At 37.3% G+C, this 18,208-nt stretch carries 13 protein-coding genes; 2 read left to right on the forward strand and 11 right to left on the reverse strand.

Annotation, left to right across the window (positions count from 1 at the left end; translation table 11 throughout):
* Positions 1-98 precede the first annotated feature (98 nt).
* Both ELS83_RS00755 and ELS83_RS00760 read left to right on the forward strand, forming a co-directional pair.
* A complete protein-coding gene (locus ELS83_RS00755) occupies positions 99-797 on the forward strand; it encodes a DUF4097 family beta strand repeat-containing protein (RefSeq protein WP_171593585.1) in 699 nt (232 codons plus the stop codon).
* Between the two features lie 203 nt (positions 798-1,000).
* Entirely contained in the window at positions 1,001-2,800 is a 1,800-nt protein-coding gene (locus tag ELS83_RS00760) for a MutS-related protein (RefSeq protein WP_171593586.1), read from the forward strand.
* Between the two features lie 237 nt (positions 2,801-3,037).
* On the opposite strand, the gene lgt is transcribed toward ELS83_RS00760, so the two are convergent.
* From lgt to ELS83_RS00815, 11 genes are all read right to left on the reverse strand, one after another.
* On the reverse strand, positions 3,038-3,838 hold the full coding sequence (lgt, locus tag ELS83_RS00765; protein ID WP_171593587.1) for a prolipoprotein diacylglyceryl transferase: 801 nt from the start codon (positions 3,836-3,838) through the stop codon (positions 3,038-3,040).
* A gap of 286 nt (positions 3,839-4,124) precedes the next feature.
* The gene (gene secA, locus ELS83_RS00770) at positions 4,125-7,418 is read right to left on the reverse strand and encodes a preprotein translocase subunit SecA (protein WP_171593588.1); all 3,294 of its coding nucleotides are present in this window, start codon (positions 7,416-7,418) and stop codon (positions 4,125-4,127) included.
* A gap of 134 nt (positions 7,419-7,552) precedes the next feature.
* Positions 7,553-7,945 (reverse strand): hypothetical protein, encoded by a 393-nt coding sequence (locus tag ELS83_RS00775; protein ID WP_171593589.1) that lies wholly within the window; start codon positions 7,943-7,945, stop codon positions 7,553-7,555.
* 76 nt (positions 7,946-8,021) lie between these two features.
* Positions 8,022-8,531 (reverse strand): nuclear transport factor 2 family protein, encoded by a 510-nt coding sequence (locus ELS83_RS00780; protein ID WP_171593590.1) that lies wholly within the window; start codon positions 8,529-8,531, stop codon positions 8,022-8,024.
* A gap of 125 nt (positions 8,532-8,656) precedes the next feature.
* Entirely contained in the window at positions 8,657-9,154 is a 498-nt protein-coding gene (locus ELS83_RS00785; protein ID WP_216616283.1) for a ferritin, read from the reverse strand.
* A 139-nt stretch (positions 9,155-9,293) separates the two neighbouring features.
* Positions 9,294-9,803 (reverse strand): ferritin, encoded by a 510-nt coding sequence (locus ELS83_RS00790; RefSeq protein WP_171593591.1) that lies wholly within the window; start codon positions 9,801-9,803, stop codon positions 9,294-9,296.
* Between the two features lie 298 nt (positions 9,804-10,101).
* A complete protein-coding gene (locus tag ELS83_RS00795; protein WP_171593592.1) occupies positions 10,102-10,428 on the reverse strand; it encodes a DUF2149 domain-containing protein in 327 nt (108 codons plus the stop codon).
* Entirely contained in the window at positions 10,403-11,026 is a 624-nt protein-coding gene (locus tag ELS83_RS00800; RefSeq protein WP_171593593.1) for a MotA/TolQ/ExbB proton channel family protein, read from the reverse strand. Before ELS83_RS00800 ends, ELS83_RS00795 begins: the two co-directional genes overlap by 26 nt.
* A 6-nt stretch (positions 11,027-11,032) precedes the next feature.
* Complete coding sequence (locus ELS83_RS00805) at positions 11,033-11,731, reverse strand: hypothetical protein (protein ID WP_171593594.1); 699 nt, start codon at positions 11,729-11,731, stop codon at positions 11,033-11,035.
* Between the two features lie 9 nt (positions 11,732-11,740).
* Positions 11,741-13,501, reverse strand: a complete 1,761-nt coding sequence (locus ELS83_RS00810) for a PAS domain-containing protein (RefSeq protein ID WP_171593595.1) — start codon at positions 13,499-13,501, stop codon at positions 11,741-11,743.
* Between the two features lie 17 nt (positions 13,502-13,518).
* Positions 13,519-18,204: a cobaltochelatase subunit CobN gene (locus ELS83_RS00815; protein WP_171593596.1), complete on the reverse strand. Its 4,686-nt coding sequence runs from the start codon at positions 18,202-18,204 to the stop codon at positions 13,519-13,521.
* Positions 18,205-18,208 lie beyond the last annotated feature (4 nt).

An 18,208-nucleotide genomic window follows, 5' to 3' on the forward strand; every position in this document is an offset into this window, starting at 1 on the left:
TGACTTTTGTAAAGTTCAGAATCATGCTTAAGAAAATAAAAATTTCCCTGGCAGCCTTTTTTGTGCCCTTTTGTTAACAGTTTAAAAGTATCTGAAATATGAAAAAATCAATTTATATCCTGGTTTTCCTGATGATGGGAAGCATGTTTGCTCACGGACAAAAGATTGTTGAAAAATCTGTAAAAATGTCAGGAGAAAAGAAAGTTTCATTGGAATTTAAATTTGCCGATGACATCAAAATATCAACATGGGATAAAAACGAAGTGTATGTGAAAGCTTCTGTTAATATCAACAATAACGAAGACAATGATGCTTTTCGATTTCATGTCAATTCCTATTCGAAAGGCATTGAAATTGAGTCGGAGATTGAAAACATGAAAGATTTACACAAAACAACAATCATTCAAAGAGATGAGGACAAGGATGGCAAAATGGAAACCATTACCACCAATTCCATTGATATGGATCTTTTCTTCGAAGTAAAACTTCCTCGCAATGCCCGTTTATCAATCAATACCATTAGTGGTGATATTACCATTGTTGGCTTACAGAACGAAATGGAGATTGAAACCATTAGTGGATTTATAGACCTAAGTTTACCAACAAAGCAACAAGCAGATTTGGTTTTGAACACCATTACAGGTGAAATGTATAGTGACTTTGAATTTAATACGAAACACGAAGGAAAATTAAAGCATTACTACAATGGTAAATTCACCACATCATTAAACGGTGGCGGTGAAGAAATTTTCCTGAAAACGATAAGTGGTGACATCTTTCTGCGAAAGAACAATTAATCGCAATGCTTCGCACTTCGCACAGAAAGCATGTTAGTACCTTTTTTCACACAACTGAAACCTTTGAGACCTTTCGTCTCGAAGGTTTTCTTTGCTTGATATCTATTACTTTAAATTCATAATAATCGCTCAATGTATGCGGACTTTTAGTAATTTTAGCTTTTCAAAAACAATTCACCTCAGATCGAAGTAATCGTAAACCTATGGATCTTAATTTTTATTCGCAACGCATACAAAATTTCAAAACAGAAGTTGAGCTGCTAAAAAAAGCAAATCGTAAATATTCAGCATTTAGATTATTTAGCGCCATTGGAGCTTTTGTTTTGTTTTATATCATTCTTCCCCATTCAATGCCTGCTGCAATATTGGTTGCTGCCATTTTAATTGGATCGCTAGCCTTTTTTGTACGCAAATACAGCAGGAACGAAAGAAATATCAAGAGACTTTTAAAGCTCATTGAAATCAATGAAAATGAATTGAAATGCCTGGAAACAAGGCATAGTTCTCTGTATAACAATGGCGACGAATACGAAGTGCACAATCATCCTTACAGCTCCGATTTGGATATGTTTGGTGAGCACTCCATTTACCAGCTGATTAATCGATGTGTAAGCAAAAGTGGAAACGACCGTTTGGCCTCTTATTTATCCGCTCCTGCTGATAATCCTACCATTGAAAAAAGACAAAAGGCAATTGGTGAGTTGAGAGATAAAATCGATTGGCGCCAAAATATCATACAGTATGGTTTGCAAAGAAAGCTAAAAACTGATGATCCGGATTTTGTAAGTGAATGGGGGAAAAAACCATCTCCTTTTCATGGAAATAAATTGCTATTATCCACAATTCGCATTCTAACTATTTTGGCAGTAGCTGCATCATTTTATGCAATCTTTGTTTCTTATATTCCACTTTTAGTTCTACTGTTTATTAATATCCTAATTCAGTATTTCAATAACAAAAAGGGAGCAATGGTTTACCATAGTGCTTCCAAGCGTGCAGATATGCTTAAGATATATGCCAAAATTATTGAAGAGTTTGAATCGCAGGACTGGCAATCCGATAAGCTGAAAGAAATCAAGCAAAAACTTGCAAGTAATGATTTCAAATCTTATCAGAAAATTAGAAAGCTATCCAAATTGATTGAACTTTTGGACCAACGTTATAATCTGGTGGTTCAATTATTTGTTAACTCTCTATTCTTTTACGAACTGCACCTGCTTTTCCGTATCGATAAATGGAAATCGAAGTATGGACAGGAAATTGAAAACTGGTTTGAAAGTATCGGGGAAATAGAAGCATTGAGCAGTTTGGCCAATCTGAGCTTTAATCATCCCGATTGGACATTCCCAACTGTTGTGGAAGAGCATTTTAAACTGGAAATAACAGAGGCTGGTCATCCGATGATAGACGAAAGCAAACGCGTTTGCAACGATTATGAAATGAGAGGTCCGGGAGTAGTTCATATTGTAACTGGATCGAATATGGCCGGAAAAAGTACTTTCCTGCGAACCATTGGCGTAAATGTGGTGCTTGCTTTAAGTGGAGCTCCGGTTTGTGCAAAGCAAATGCTGGTTTCAAATGTAGAGGTGAATACTTCCATGCGAATTAAGGATTCAATTGAGGAGAATGAATCATCATTCTATGCCGAACTGAAAAGAATTCAGCAAGTGCTGGATAAAGTTACCAAAAAGGAAAATGCACTGCTCTTACTCGATGAAATTCTGAGGGGAACAAATTCGAAGGACAAGCACACAGGTTCTGGTGCCTTAATCAAGCAATTGGTAAAATACAATGCGGTTGGATTGGTGGCTACCCACGATTTGGAATTATCAGTTCTCGAAGATGAATTGCCGGGACATGTTGAAAACAGGTTCTTCGATATTAAAATTGATGGTGAACAATTGTATTTCGATTACAAAGTTCAGAATGGCGTTTGCAAAACCTTTAATGCGCCAATTTTAATGAAGAAAATGGGAATTGAGATGGAACTAATTAATGGTTAATTATAAATGATGAATTATAAATATTTGGAATTTCAATTTATACATGACCATAAGCATCTCTGAAGTCCTTCATATAATATGCCGGCCATGCCATATTCCAGAAACAATATAATTGTCAGACCCAAAATCTGCGAATATCATAAATATCATATAAAATCAGTGTCTGGTATTAATTATTAACACAAAAAATCCGAACCAGTCTGGCTCGGATTTTTTGTTTTATCACGAAAGTGCGATTTATGCTATTTTCTTATTCAAATTCCTAAGTACGAAATAAGACCCAATCAAAACAAATGGAATACTTAACCATTGTCCCATGTTTAGAGCCATTCCCTCTTCGAATGCTTCCTGGTTTTCTTTAATAAATTCGATAAAGAAACGAGCGGTGAAAATCAATACCAAAAATGCTCCGAAAATCATTCCCGAACGCTGTTTTGCATCTGTTTTCCAGTACATAAACATTAAAATGCCAAAAGAAATCAGGTAACAAATGGCTTCGTACAATTGTGCCGGGTGACGAGGTGCATTTCGATCTTCGATTGAAGCTCTTACAAACTCAAATCCCCAGGAAACAGTTGTTTTTACTCCAATAATCTCAGAATTCATTAGGTTACCCAAACGAATGAAACATCCTGCCAAAGCAACTGGGATTACGACATAATCTAAAATCCAAAGGATAGATTTCTTGCTTACTTTTTTGGAATAGAACCATAAAGCAGCAATAATTCCAATGGCAGCACCATGCGATGCCAATCCGCCGCGCCATACTTTAAATATTTCAGCCGGATTTTGCGAATAGAATTCCCAACCATAAAAGAATACATGGCCCAAACGTGCTCCAACCACCGTGGCGATCATTGTGTACAAGAACAATTTATCAAGCCATTCAATCTTGATTCCATCCTTCTTAAACATTTTCTCAACGATATAGTAGCCTAATAAAAAGCCAAGGGCAAAAAGCAAGCCGTACCAACGCACGGAAAAGGAACCAATCGTAAAAATTTCAGGTTTTACATCCCACAGGATTGATAGTAACATATTTAATAATTTTAGTATCGAGATTCAAGAGAAAAAGTATCAAGAAGAATTAACTTACTTGATACTTTGTACTTTGTACTTTATACATCACGTCAAATTTAGCAATATTTGTTAATTCTCAACTTAATTTAACGTAAATTAAAATCTTATTTTACCATTGCACCCCTCTGTCCTATCGGACATCTCCCCTAAAAGGAGAGAGCTCTATAATTAAGGTTTTTCCCTTTTAGGGAAAATGTCTACAGACAAAAGGGTGAAGTATTTGAATTCTTGCTAACAATGTATATTAAGCAGGAACACCTTTACCGTGACATTGCTTAAATTTCTTACCGCTACCACAAGGACAAGGTTCGTTACGTCCAACTTTCTGAACGTTTCTAACCGGCTCAGCCTTTTTAGGAGCTTGTTTTCTACCATCCGAACCTAACTCTTCCTTCGACGTTTTCAGGTTGCTCATATCGCGTTTGCGCTCTTCTGCTTCGCGTACTTCTTCAGGATCCTGCAAAGGAATATGGCCTTTCATCAAGCTGGCAACCACTTTTTTATTCACTTCTTCAACCATTGCTTTAAACAGGTTGAACGACTCGAATTTGTAAATCAAAAGTGGATCTTTTTGCTCATATGAGGCATTCTGAACCGACTGCTTCAAATCATCCATCTCGCGTAAGTGCTCTTTCCACGACTCATCAATAGTAGCCAAAATAGATACTTTTTCGAATGATCTCATTACATCTTCAGCTTCGGTATCGTAGGCTTTCTTCAGGTGCGTAACCACGTTGAACATCTTAGAACCATCAGAGAATGGAACTACAATGTTTTCGTACATCTCGCCTTTCGATTCGTACACATTCTTGATTACAGGATATGCTTGTTTTGCAATGGCATCTGTTTTTCGGTTGTAAGTATCCATCACAACCTCATTAATCTTCTCGGCAATTGCTTCAGGCGATTCTTTCATGAATTCTTCCTCGCTAACCGGAGATTCAATGGAGAAGGTACGAATCAAATCCATTTTGAACTCTTCGAAATCGCCACCATGATTTTCGTTGGCAATTACTTCAGATACATCGTACATCATATTGGCAATATCAACCTGGATACGCTCTCCGAATAATGCATGACGACGACGCTTGTAAATTACCTCACGCTGAGAGTTCATTACATCATCGTACTCCAGCAAACGCTTACGAATACCAAAGTTGTTCTCTTCCACTTTCTTCTGGGCACGTTCAATCGATTTGGTAATCATGCTGTGCTGAATTACCTCTCCTTCTTCAAGACCCATGCGGTCCATCAACTTCACAATACGATCTGAACTAAATAAACGCATCAAATCATCTTCAAGAGATACAAAGAACTGAGAAGAACCAACATCTCCCTGACGACCGGCACGACCACGTAACTGGCGGTCAACACGACGAGAATCGTGACGCTCTGTACCAATAATTGCCAAACCACCGGCAGCTTTTACTTCATCGGTTAATTTGATATCGGTACCACGACCTGCCATATTGGTAGCAATGGTAACCGTTCCTGCTTTACCTGCTTCGGCAACAATATCAGCCTCTTTTTGGTGCAATTTCGCATTCAGCACATTGTGTTTAATGCCTCTAATTTTAAGCATTCTACCCAATAACTCAGAAATTTCAACCGAAGTTGTACCCACCAATACCGGGCGGCCAGCTTTCACCAAATCAACAATCTCTTCGATTACTGCTGCATATTTTTCACGTTTGGTTTTGTATACCAAATCATCGCGGTCATCACGTGCAATTGGACGGTTTGTAGGAATTACAACCACCTCCAATTTATAGATATCCCATAATTCACCTGCTTCGGTTTCCGCAGTACCGGTCATACCCGAAAGCTTGTGATACATTCTAAAATAGTTCTGAAGCGTAATGGTTGCGAAAGTTTGTGTCGCAGCCTCAATCTTCACATTTTCTTTTGCTTCAATTGCCTGGTGCAAACCATCAGAGTAACGACGGCCTTCCATAATACGACCAGTTTGCTCGTCAACAATCTTAACCTTGCCATCCATCAAAACGTACTCAACGTCTTTCTCGAATAAGGTATATGCTTTTAACAACTGGTTAACGGTATGTACACGTTCTGTTTTTACAGAGTATGACTGAATCAACTCATCTTTTTGTCTCAGCTTTTCTTCATCAGAAGCAGATGATTTTTCAATATCGTTGATTTCAGAACCAATATCAGGCAATACGAAGAATCCCGTATCATCGGTATCAGCACTTAACAAATCAATCCCTTTATCAGTCAATTCAATAGAGTTATGCTTCTCATCAATAACAAAATACAACTCATCAGTAATGATGTGCATGTTTTTGTTATTCTCCTGCATATAGAAGTTTTCAGTCTTCAATAATGTAGCCTTGTTTCCTTGCTCACTTAAGAACTTGATTAATGGCTTCATTTTTGGTAAACCTTTAAAGGTTCTCAGCAACAACTTCGCTCCTTCTTCCTGCTCCTTTTTGTCTTCGCTGTTCAACAATTTCTTCGATTCGGTAAAGATTTTCATTACCAAGTCGTTTTGTGCCTTTACAATTTTCTGAACTTGTGGCTTTAAGGCATCAAACTGCTGATTATCACCACGTGGAATCGGACCTGAAATGATCAATGGCGTACGAGCATCATCAACCAAAACCGAGTCAACCTCGTCGACAATTGAATAGTTGTGACGACGTTGAACCAAATCCTTAGGATTGGTAGCCATATTATCACGCAAGTAATCGAAACCAAATTCGTTATTGGTACCAAATGTAATATCCGATGCATATGCTTTTCTACGATCGTCTGAGTTTGGCGAGTGCTTATCGATACAATCAACCGATAAACCATGGAATTGGTATAAAGGTCCCATCCATTCCGAGTCACGTTTTGCAAGGTAATCATTCACCGTTACAACGTGAACACCACGACCTGTTAATGCATTCAGGAATACAGGCAAGGTTGCTACCAATGTTTTACCCTCACCAGTTGCCATCTCGGCAATTTTACCCTGGTGAAGCACGGTACCACCAATCAACTGCACATCGTAATGAATCATGTTCCACACAATTTCGTTACCTCCTGCAGTCCATGAGTTGAAATACACCGCCTTGTCACCATCAATCTGAACATTGTCGAAATGTGGAGCCAAATTACGGTCAAACTCATTTGCAATTACCTCAATTTCTTCATTCTCTGTTAATCTTCGGGCAGTATCTTTAACAACAGCGAAGGCAGTAGGAAGAATTTCTTCCAAAACCTCTTCTATTTTCTCATCAATCTGCTCCTCGATCTTATCAATCTGATCGTAGGTTTCTTCCTTTTCGTTCACCGAAAGTCCACCATTTTCGATCTTATCTTTTAAAGCACTTACCTGGTCGGTTTCAGCCTGAACGTAATCTTTAATGCGTTGCTTTAATTTTGCCGATTCCTCACGAATACCATCGTGGCTTAGTTGTTTTACTCTATCGTATTCGGCAGTAATTTTAGCCAAATAAGGAGTCAATTCTTTCAAGTCTCTGTCCGATTTGTTTCCGAACAGTTTCCCTAATGTTTTATCTAGAAAACCCATAGTTTTAATTTGATTTCTATAGCAAGTTGAATCTATACAATGATAGAATACCAACAAATATATTTGATTGATTAATTTTCAGGCACGTAGAGCGCCAAAAAATTTTTTGATATGATTTTGTAAAATCAGGAATATTAACAAACAGCACCCGGTGCACGAATTGGGTTATCGCACTTTACTGTTTGATTGAAAATAGGTTCTGAATAAGGAAGAAATCCTATAAAATCCCTTGGTTCGGGTTCATTCAGAAGATTTGAGATTTGGCTTAATGCAGGGATTTTAGGCAGGTTTTTTAATACAGATAATTCCTCTGTATTGGAAAAACATGAACCAGCCAATTGTTCCTGTTCTACATGAACCAAAATTGGCGAAGAAAATGCTTCGTCGAAATGTTGAACATGATCGGCATACCATTCGGCAAATAATTCGTTGTCCACAGAAAAATCCTGGGCATTGGCCATAGGCACAGCTGCCGCACATCCGGTGAGCACACAAAAAACTACTATGAGGTATCTGTTCATATCCATCGACACCAAAAGTAGAAATTTTTATTGGTTTCGAGCCTTTTTTATGAAAATAATTTGAACGAAAGAGCTGGCATTCTCAATAAAGCCTGTTTTCTCCATTTCTTTCGAACTCTTTTGAACCAATTTCTAGTCCATTTATATGAGTTGTATCCCAATCTTGGGTAATCTTCCAGTGTCCTGATATCTTTTTCAATACAATATGAAACTGTCCGTAATTCACTGAAGTTTTGCCCTCCATTTGTGTCGAAATTCTGAAATATCCCACTTCGTATGATGTATTAGAATTGCTATGTCGGCTCTCAAACCAAAAATCAAGTTCTACTTTGGCTGATTTTCCTTTTAGCATTTGAAATCTTTCAATATTTCTGGCTTTAAAAGAGCTTTTGGTATCTATACCGGCAGGTGTTACACGCAAAACTTCATTGCCATAAGTGTGATTCAACAATTCTGCATCTAAATTTTCAAAGGCAGCCTTAAACTGTCTCCAAACTGTTCTATCAATTTCATTTTGTATTTCTTCCATATTGCTTTGCGCTGATGTTATCACTGATGAAAATAGAATCAATAAAAGGATAATGCTTCTCATATCTATAATTTTCCTCTAAATATAGGATCTTTTAGGACAAGAATCCAATTGATAACAAAGCAATAAAAAAGGATGTTAGCCCATATCAACAAACATCCTTTGCAATCATTTCAATCATGCTCACCCTACTCCAAAGCTCTGGATCTCATATTATTGTCCATAATGTACATGCCTTCTCCTTTGGCATCAAACATTTTCAATTGATCCAGAATTTCGCTTACCGAAGCTTCCTCTTCAACCTGCTCTGTTACGAACCAATTCAAAAAGATCTTTGTGGCATGATCCTTTTCAGCATTCGCGACGTTCACACATTCATTAATCAGGTCGGTTACCTTTAATTCGTGCTTGTAGGTTTCTTCGAAAACATCCAGAACTCCTTTCCAGTCATGAGGTACCGATGGGATCTGCTCCAGCAATACTCTTCCTCCTCTTTCATTCACATAGTCAAGCATTCTCATGGCATGTCCTGCCTCTTCTTTCGACTGAATCTGCATCCAATGTGCAAATCCAGGATAACCTAAATCTGTCAGATAGTTCGACATCGACAGGTAAAGGTAGGCAGACCAAAACTCCATATTGATTTGCTTGTTTAACACCTCTTGAACCCTCTTATTGATAATCATTTTGTAAAATTTTTAGTATGACTTAAAAAAACATACCTAAGAAGTTACGAAAATTATCAGCAAGAGTAGTAATAAATTTGATACATGAAAAAAGCCCCATGTAATCATGAGGCTTTTTCTATATTTTTTGGTATGTTCCTTATTCTGCAGGAGCAACAAAAGTTCTTGTTTTGAATTCTTTATCCAACATATACAAGCCTTGTCCCTGGCAGTTGAACATCTTCAATTGATCGATAATTTCACCAACTGTAGCTTCTTCTTCTACTTGCTCGTCAACAAACCATTTTAAGAAGTTTGCTGTTGCATGATCTTTCTCGGCCATAGCAACATTCACACATTCGTTAATTAAGCCTGTTACTTTCTCTTCGTGAGCCAATGTTTCTTCGTAAATGTTTAAAACGCCATCCCATTCTGCTGGAACTTCTGCAATTGGCTGAAGAATCACACGTCCACCTCTTTCATTTACAAAATCCATCATCTTCATTGCGTGGAAAGTTTCCTCTTCGAACTGAACTTTCATCCAGTTTGCGAAACCTGGCATTCCGTTCGCATTAAAATAGTTCGACATTGAAAGGTAGAAGTAAGCCGACCAAAATTCAGCATTAATCTGCTCGTTCAAAATCTTCTCAACATTTTTATTGATAGCCATAATGTATATTCTTTATTGTGTTTTCAAAATTTATCCCAAAAATAGTAAGAATTACGTGAAACAGACTGAAAAGCTAATGTAGATTGATTCTAATTTAACTTATTCTATTTTCTAACTTCTCTTTATTACACTTAACAATAGAAAATCCAATTTGTTTTAACATTTTGAAATTCAGGAAAAGTTTATTCAATTTTTATAGAATTTCCCTCCCATAACTATCCATCATCAACAAATACTGATTAAGCTTGCAGGCTATAGGAATATAGTATTATTATATTATCAATAAATTAGCAGGGAATTAATCTGGAATATAAATAATTTCACCATTTTCCAGTTGGTAGGCTGTCCCTACTCTTTTCCCTTTGTTTCCAGTGCTTTTCTGGTCATCAGAAGCTTTATAGGTTTCAATTTTTTCACCTTTCTTACTGATAATTTCCATTTGTTCTGATCCAGGATTTTTAACCATGGTAAAATCCTCTTTGGAAAGCATTTCAGTCATTTTGTACCTGGCCACTAAAGCCACCATTAGAGCAAGTGCAAATACCATTGCCACATCAAACAGATTTGAAACTGTAGCCATAGGATCAAAATCTTCCTGATCAAGAAAATTGCGCGATCTCTTCATGTTTCTTCTTAGATAATTTTAACAATTCAACTACAAATTCCATATCACTAATATCAGATGCATACCAACGACGTTTTACCTGCATTACAACAAAACCTACAGCTCCGGTTAATAACCCTATTACTGTAGTAGCAAAGGCTACCTGCATATTCAAGGCCATAGATTCAATATCTCCAGAGGCCAACCCTACCAATGCAGGCCCCATTGGTATCAATGTTCCCATTAAACCTAAAATGGGTCCTAATTTTGTGAGGGTCTGACTGCTTGATAAATCTTTCTGGCAAGCCATTTCGAAGTCGTTTAAGATTTTATCGTAATAAATATCCTTAGGCATTGAATTGATTAATTTACCAAGATATGTACTCAAGAGCAATTTGTTGTTTCCATTCAAACTTTCTAAAAGCTTGTCAACATTTTCTTCATTTAATTGATTAATGTTCTCTTTAAACGACTTGTTGAACTTTAATTTTTGAATGTACATACCGTAAAATAATCCCACCAATAGCAAGGCTCTTAGAAAGAATATTAAAAGAAGTACAATTACCGGAATCAGCAGGCCAGTTGAAATCCAGTATAAAAGATTCGTAATTTGATCCATTATTTGTTATTTAGTTATTGATTTTAGTATTTTTTTCATTTGTCGATTGTGCCAATACATCCCAATTCCTGCCATTACAAGCACCAGTAATGCAAAAACCAAAAATGGCAGGTAGCTTAGCTCTCCCAATGAAGAATTTACAGGAAGTGCAAACAGCTTGATTGAAATTACTACACTAAGAATAAGCTGTAAAATGTGTATGATAAATTTTAACTCGAGACGCAAATCATATTCAGGAATTAAGCAGTTCATCAATTTTACTGTTCCGAGCACGAGCGAAGGCACAAGAACAGCAATAATTATTGCTAAAATCTGAAAATCGAGTCCCGGCACATTTAAAAACACAAAACTCTGTAAGTAAAACATGGACGGCACAAGAATGATTCCCGGAAATAATTTGAAAAAACGAAATATAGTTAGTGTCCTTTCTTTGTAAAAATCCCTGATCAGGAAGATGCAAAAGAGAAGTCCGATAATGCATTCAACAATTTGAATAACCAGGAGGTTGGAAACAATTTCCTGATTCTCTGTAGCTGTTTTAAAAGTGGTGTAACTTTGCTCAATGGCGTAAGGATAGGAAAAATAAAGACCCAGGGCCAAAATTACATAAAAACCAAGCTGAATTAAGAAATTCTTAATCATACCAATTTGAAGTACGAAACTTATCATTGAGAGGACAAACAGAAGTACTATTAATATTATCATTTCTATAGGTTATTTATGATCTGCAACTTGCTTGTTTAACTTGTCAATTAAGTCATCAACACCAATTCCTGCTCTTGCTGCTACCATATCTATGCTTGCAATGTTTTTCATGGTTTTAAACACAATTGGATTGTTTAATTTTTTAAACATAGGGTTGAAGTCAATCAGGAACTCTTTTAGATATGGATACTTTTGTAGTAAAGTTCCAATTGTCATTTTAGCTGTTATATCGGAAGATAACTGCTCCTTAGGCATTTCATTATTCCCAATGGCATTATGTTCCCAGTTTAACAGTTTTTGAGATCCTTTTAAACTTCTGATCCGGGTAACATCCTGCATCATTTCCAAAACACCTCTAAACTTTCCTTCATCATCGCGCACTGCATTGTAAATAATATAGATGAACTTACCACCTATCTCGAGCCAGAATTCAGCCTGATCCTGCTCCCCACTTCTAAATGCGGCTATGATTTCCTCTACTGTTTCAACACTTTCACGTGGATGGCAATTTTGCACTTCCCTGCCAATTACGCCTGCACTACGAGGAAAAACCCGGTGCTTTGTATCACTGTAAAACTTGACAATATCGTTTTCGTCAACATATGACAAATCGACTTGAAGATGCTTAAAAATTAAATTTATCTGCTCAAGTTTTAATTTCCCCATGCTCACATCCAGCACCTCGTTCGAAGCATCTTTTGTGAGCAGTCCATGCTTATTTAAAACGGCTGATAAATCAGATATTAAATCATTATTCGACGAGAGATCTTCCGCGATTTCGTGTTTTTCTTCAGCAATTGTATACTGTGGCGGTTGCTCAATCAGGCAATAACCAATTTCGTCATCGCTCTTTCTCATGGCCACAAAATCTTCCTCAGAAATTAGCTCAAGGGATGTAGGATATAATATTTCCTTCTCTTTTAAGAGGATATCCCGAACCAGTCGAATCACATTTTCCTGGGCCTTTATAAATGCCATGTCTTTATTTTCCTGCAATAAAGTAAATGCCGATTTAATGGCATCCCGTACATTATTATCGAAGGTCCACATCACTTTTGATGGCCTGTCGAATCCCCTTTGTTCTAAAGCAGAAAAAAGTTGATTTTGCTTTCGACTAAAATGGATATTAATCTGACTTAATTTTTCGTATAGTTCCAACCATGGGTTTTTAACAAATTTCTGTTTCAGCTGATTCTCCATTTTCTGGAGAATCTCTTCAAGTGCATCCGCTTCTTTCTGATAGGTAAGTATTGGATGACCTTCAGCTAAATTTAGATCGTTACGCACCAAAACATCATTAAAAATCTCAATGATATCGTCCATTTTTTCGGTCATTAAATCATCATCGACACCATGGTTAAGCATGTGCTGTTCGCCATATGCAAACTCTTCCGGGCTAATGCTTTCGAAACTATTGTTCACAATTTCCCTGGCTTGCTTAGGAGTCAATTCATTTCTAAAAACCTGGAGTTTAATCTCCATAATTTTTTGAAGTTTTTCATCATCCAAACTAAGGTGCTGCTTCATTTCAATCTCTTTCAATTCCTTAGGAAAAAACCAAACATGATATTCTTCTTCTCCAATTTTATCGATTTGCTTGTCAAACCCTTTATTTTCCATCATTTTGTAAAGAGGAAAGGGTTCAAACTCCTTGATAACACAAATTCCCTCTCCCTCCTTAATTTCATCAAGTGCTGAAACAATGCACTCTTTAAACTCTTCAGTTTTTCCCCTGCCATCAAGAATCTTATAATTAATTTTCCTCTTCATAATCTACCAATGTTTAATTAGTTCAATCTTCGTCTTCTTACAATAAATAAAACAATCAATGCCATAATTAAGCCAATTGCTCCAAAAATCACCCAGGTATTAAGTGTAAATGAATTCTCTTTTTCGTGTAACGGATTGATTTTCTCCTCTTTTTTCAGGACAACATTATCTTTCGACTCCGATTTAGGTGCTTCTCTAACCGTATTGATTTGTTGATTGTATGCTTCAGACAATTCCAGACTTACCTGCTGGCTAATAAATCCTCTTAACTTTTGATTGTCGCATACAAAACCACTACAACCTGCTTCGTATTCTTTTACCAATTCGGTATGCAGCTTAGCCATAGCATCAATTTGTTCCTGGCTGGCTTTCCACATTCCTTTGCGAACTGTTTCAAGCATAATTGCAGTCATTTCTTGCAAGGCATATGGGTTTTCTCTCTTGAAGAATTCATGTACATTCAAATTTTTCTTGTCTTGCACATAGGTATCATATAACTCATCCCAAAGGCGGTTTTCTATTACTGTTGGTTTCATCACATTCCAACCAAAAGTGTTACGGAATGTTTCTGCAAATGACTCTGCCGAAGAGGCTCCTCCCTGCATATATTCCTTTATGTACCTTGGATTTAGTAATGTTGTTCGGCTTTCTACCCAAATGGCTTCTTTTAAGCCCTGTACCCGCGGATTAGACGAGTTTCTAAAATCGTTAAAGTATGAATCGGGATCTTTCCCTGTAACTTCTTTCACCGCGAGGTTTAAACCGCCCATAAACTCATATACATGGTCGAGACTTAAAGCTCCCCAGGTATTGCTTTGGCGAGGTTGCACAACTGCATCTGTATTCAGGAGTGCCGCTTCGAATACACCTTTACCAAAATCGCCCCAGCTTTCTTCATCGCCATAACTAGCGCCCATATTATTGATATAGGTTTGAGCAACAACCTTTGTACTGTCCCAACGGTCGCTACTTTCAACCATTCCCATAATACCGGTTCCATAGTTGCCATTCACACCCCCAAAAATTCTTTGCTTGGAAAGTTTCCTGGCTTCTTTAGGCGAAAATCCCTTCTCTATTAATAGCTTCTCAGCTGCCAGCATTCCTTCAGCTACAAAATTTGAATTTCTTTCCTCTTTGGCTTCTGCTACCATTGAAATGGCCTTATTGATTAAGAACAATCTGGAAGCCGCCAAGTCTCTTAACTGGCCTGAGGTTTGAACAACTGCATCAATTCTTGGGCGACCAAGTTCTTCGGCAGGTATTAATCGGATGTTTTTTACTCTCCCAAACGGATCCCAAACAGGTTCAACACCTAACATGTATAAAATCTGAGCTATGGTCGTTCCTTCTGTTTCAATATAACTTGCCGACCATAAAGTGAAACCAATCTTTTGAGGATAGTTTCCTTCATTGTTCTTTTTGTAATTATCTATTAAGCTATTGCCAAGTTTTTTTCCTACTTCCCAGGCTTCCTTCGATGGTGTATGTTCAGCACTTACCGCATATAAATTTCTACCTGTGGCCACAGTTGCAGGATTGGTGACCGGATCGCCTCCTGGACTAGGTGGTGTATAACCTCCATTTAGGGAATTTACGATTGCTCTTAATTCATATTCAGGACTCATTTTTAAGCTTTCGCGCTTTTCAAGAACCGATTTTATGCTGTTTTCCAACTCGGAAACAGCAGCAGCAAAATTCTTCTCCCTTTCAGTAAGACGATCCAAGTTCTCAGAATTTGCTTTGTTAATTTCATTTAACTCTCCATTGATAAATGTGCTTAATTTAATTGCACTTTCATCTTTATTCTTTTTTAAGAGTTGAATTAGTTGTTTCGATTTCTTCTGATAGAAACTTAAAACACGTTGATTCATTTCAAGATTTTTCAAAGGCATATTGCTGATTTTCTCAGCAGTAAGGTCAGAAACCATCATCATAGGTTTCGACAAAGCTCTGGCCAACAACTGAGCATCCTGCCTCTTCTTTTCCTCTTCTACTTCCTGGAGCAAATTTTTGTCGTCAAGATATTGTAAAGCCAGTTCTCTCAACTCCTCTTTTTTCATCAAGTGAAGAACCGCTTTCATTGTAGAATCGTTAGCCATGTTCAAGGCTTTTTCCATAGCCGGTATCATTTTGGCCATTCTCTTTATTCTGGAAGCCTTAGAAGGATCAAACATCCCCATGGTTTTTTCATACTCTTTCTCCGATTTCTGCTTGTTCAGGAATGAGGTTTTTTCCGTATCAGGCAAAATCTTTATCATCAATTTACGAACCTCTTTCTTCTCCTTTTCACTTACATCCTCACTTTCTTTCGCGTGTACCGCATGAGGGTGTCTTCTTTTCTTCGTGTGTTTGTTTCCATCCTTATTTTTCCAGCTTGCAGCTCTATCCATGTCTGCTTTACTAATCATTCTCGATGCATAATTATCATCATTCTTTAGCTTTAGAATGGTCGACAAGTGTTTCTTTGCTGGAAGTAGATATTCTTCATTAAAAAAGGCTTTTCGATCCAATTCGGAACGTGATATTTTCCCTTTGATGATGTCTATTTCAGCCATATTATAAGCCAATACATCCTCATACATCAAACGAATGGTTTCATCTAACTTGGCTTTAGAATAAGGTTCATTCATGGTATATAAACCACCTGTAATTTTTTCATGTTCGATTTCTTCCAGGTAGTTGGCAATATCCATCATTTGTTCTGGCGTATAGGCACTTGTTGATACAGAATCAAGATCCAAATCTTTGTTCAATCCTGTTTCGATTAGCAGTTTCTTAATGTTTAAAGCATATTCTGCTTTAAGTGATCCTTTCGCCTGCTCATATCTTAGCATTTTCTTGCGAATATCATCCTTTTCTTTATTTGCCTTTGCTTCGATAAATGGTGGGGTCAGATAGGTTTGCAACACACCATAACTTCTTCTTTTAGCAATCATCCCTTCTCCCACATTGCTTATTGTATACACGTAGAAATGCGGTGCTGTTCCAATTAATGGATCGGTCCAATCATAGTCAGACAAAGCAATTTGCTTTCCAGGCGTAAACTCCAAACTACCGTGAGTTCCAAAATGGAAAATTGCATCGGCTTTAAAGCCTTTTTGAATCCAAAAATAAGGTGCGATATAAGCATGAGGAGGCGCTACCTTTGCACCATGAATCAATTGAAATTCATTTTTCCCCAATCCTGGTAATGGTTGTGGAAGCAATACCACATTCCCAAATTTCACCCTTGCAACAGCAAGGTAATCCTTCTCATTTTTGTAAACCGACATGTAAGAACCTGGAGCTTTTCCATATCTTCTTTCCACCTCTTCGTACAATTCAGCAGGCAACATTTCATGGCACCAATCTTCATATTCTTCAGCCAAAATTAACTCAGGGTCCCCATTTTTTAGATACTTATCGAATGCCCCTTCGGCATAAGGACCTAAGACAGGACCTTTTTTCATGACAACGTTCTCAAAATCATCATATTTTTCGGGTAAATTACCCAAATCATAACCCTCTTTTCTCAGACGCAGAAGCATGTTGTGAAGCGAAGGTAAAACCTCTAAATTGGCCGCAACCAATGAGTTTTTACCCGGACCTTTGAAGTATACAATGGCCAGTTTTTTATCCTGATTAGTTTTGTCAGCAAGGGCAATATATTTCTCTGCGATATCTCCAAATTTTTGGAGTCTACCTGGAATTTGTTTAAATAGCAAATAACCATTTTCATCTTCGAATTGGGCAAAAACGGCATATGGTACAATTCCTCCATCGAATTCTGGCATTGTAACCGATTGACTCAAAAGGCCTCCAAACATTCCTTGTTTGTCTTTCAACCAATCATCATATCGATTGAAAACACTTACCGGGCATAGCACTGGAACATTCAGTTCTTTTAGCCAGGCCTCCATTCTTTTTGGCGAGCCTCCCATTGAAATTCTTCCATGAGGCATATAAATCACCAAGTCGGGTTTAATTTCTTGCATGTACGACAACCTGCCCCTGAATGCGGCAATTGGATATACATTTAATCCTCTCCCTTCCAACTCTTTAATCATACTGTTCATATGGTCACGATTGGTATTAAACGGACCGGGAATACTGGTAAACAAGACTACTTTTTTGGCCCCTGGCTTATGAAATCCCTTCTCCAGGCAATAGTCTTCAAATTCGCTTACTTTTTCATAGGCCACTTCTTCATCCACATGAAACAAAACATCCGAAGCAATCTCTTGCGGTTCCTCGAATTCATCCGTCATAAATGATTTTTCATCAATCACCTTACGGATATAGTTTAACATGTTTCGATAGTTTTTACTTCCTGCATTACTTAGATATTCACTTATATTATCAAGCTGTTCACCTTCTAAATTTGTAAGTTTCAGTCTTGGATTAGTAGATGCCTGCAAGTATATCTTTGTTCCTTCTTCTCCGGCTTTTACGATTTCTTTTTCACCTTCCTCAGACAAGCGAATACCCATACCAAACACAATTAACATGTCGTATCGCTCTAATTTATTTAATTGATCAACAGGAATGTTATTCACAGAAACAAATCTACTTTCATTCGACTTGGCAATTTTTGTGAATAAAAACTCGGGATAATTTATTAAACCGATTTTTGTAGGTGCAAGTTTTGCCTGGTAAAAAATAAATAGCGTCACTAGTGCTATTAAACCAATCGTAATCTTAAATTTTTTAGTTATCAATCTCATGACA

It is taken from the genome of Marinifilum caeruleilacunae (genome assembly GCF_013141825.1).
GTDB classification, from domain to species: domain Bacteria; phylum Bacteroidota; class Bacteroidia; order Bacteroidales; family Marinifilaceae; genus Marinifilum; species Marinifilum caeruleilacunae.

What these genes read in the sequence shown, in the direction of transcription:
- ELS83_RS00755 (WP_171593585.1), top strand. Translation starts at nt 99, where the DNA reads ATGAAAAAATCAATTTATATCCTGGTTTTCCTGATGATGGGAAGCATG.
- ELS83_RS00760 (WP_171593586.1), top strand. Translation starts at nt 1,001, where the DNA reads ATGGATCTTAATTTTTATTCGCAACGCATACAAAATTTCAAAACAGAA.
- lgt (WP_171593587.1), bottom strand. Translation starts at nt 3,838, where the DNA reads ATGTTACTATCAATCCTGTGGGATGTAAAACCTGAAATTTTTACGATT.
- secA (WP_171593588.1), bottom strand. Translation starts at nt 7,418, where the DNA reads ATGGGTTTTCTAGATAAAACATTAGGGAAACTGTTCGGAAACAAATCG.
- ELS83_RS00775 (WP_171593589.1), bottom strand. Translation starts at nt 7,945, where the DNA reads ATGGATATGAACAGATACCTCATAGTAGTTTTTTGTGTGCTCACCGGA.
- ELS83_RS00780 (WP_171593590.1), bottom strand. Translation starts at nt 8,531, where the DNA reads ATGAGAAGCATTATCCTTTTATTGATTCTATTTTCATCAGTGATAACA.
- ELS83_RS00785 (WP_216616283.1), bottom strand. Translation starts at nt 9,154, where the DNA reads ATGATTATCAATAAGAGGGTTCAAGAGGTGTTAAACAAGCAAATCAAT.
- ELS83_RS00790 (WP_171593591.1), bottom strand. Translation starts at nt 9,803, where the DNA reads ATGGCTATCAATAAAAATGTTGAGAAGATTTTGAACGAGCAGATTAAT.
- ELS83_RS00795 (WP_171593592.1), bottom strand. Translation starts at nt 10,428, where the DNA reads ATGAAGAGATCGCGCAATTTTCTTGATCAGGAAGATTTTGATCCTATG.
- ELS83_RS00800 (WP_171593593.1), bottom strand. Translation starts at nt 11,026, where the DNA reads ATGGATCAAATTACGAATCTTTTATACTGGATTTCAACTGGCCTGCTG.
- ELS83_RS00805 (WP_171593594.1), bottom strand. Translation starts at nt 11,731, where the DNA reads ATGATAATATTAATAGTACTTCTGTTTGTCCTCTCAATGATAAGTTTC.
- ELS83_RS00810 (WP_171593595.1), bottom strand. Translation starts at nt 13,501, where the DNA reads ATGAAGAGGAAAATTAATTATAAGATTCTTGATGGCAGGGGAAAAACT.
- ELS83_RS00815 (WP_171593596.1), bottom strand. Translation starts at nt 18,204, where the DNA reads ATGAGATTGATAACTAAAAAATTTAAGATTACGATTGGTTTAATAGCA.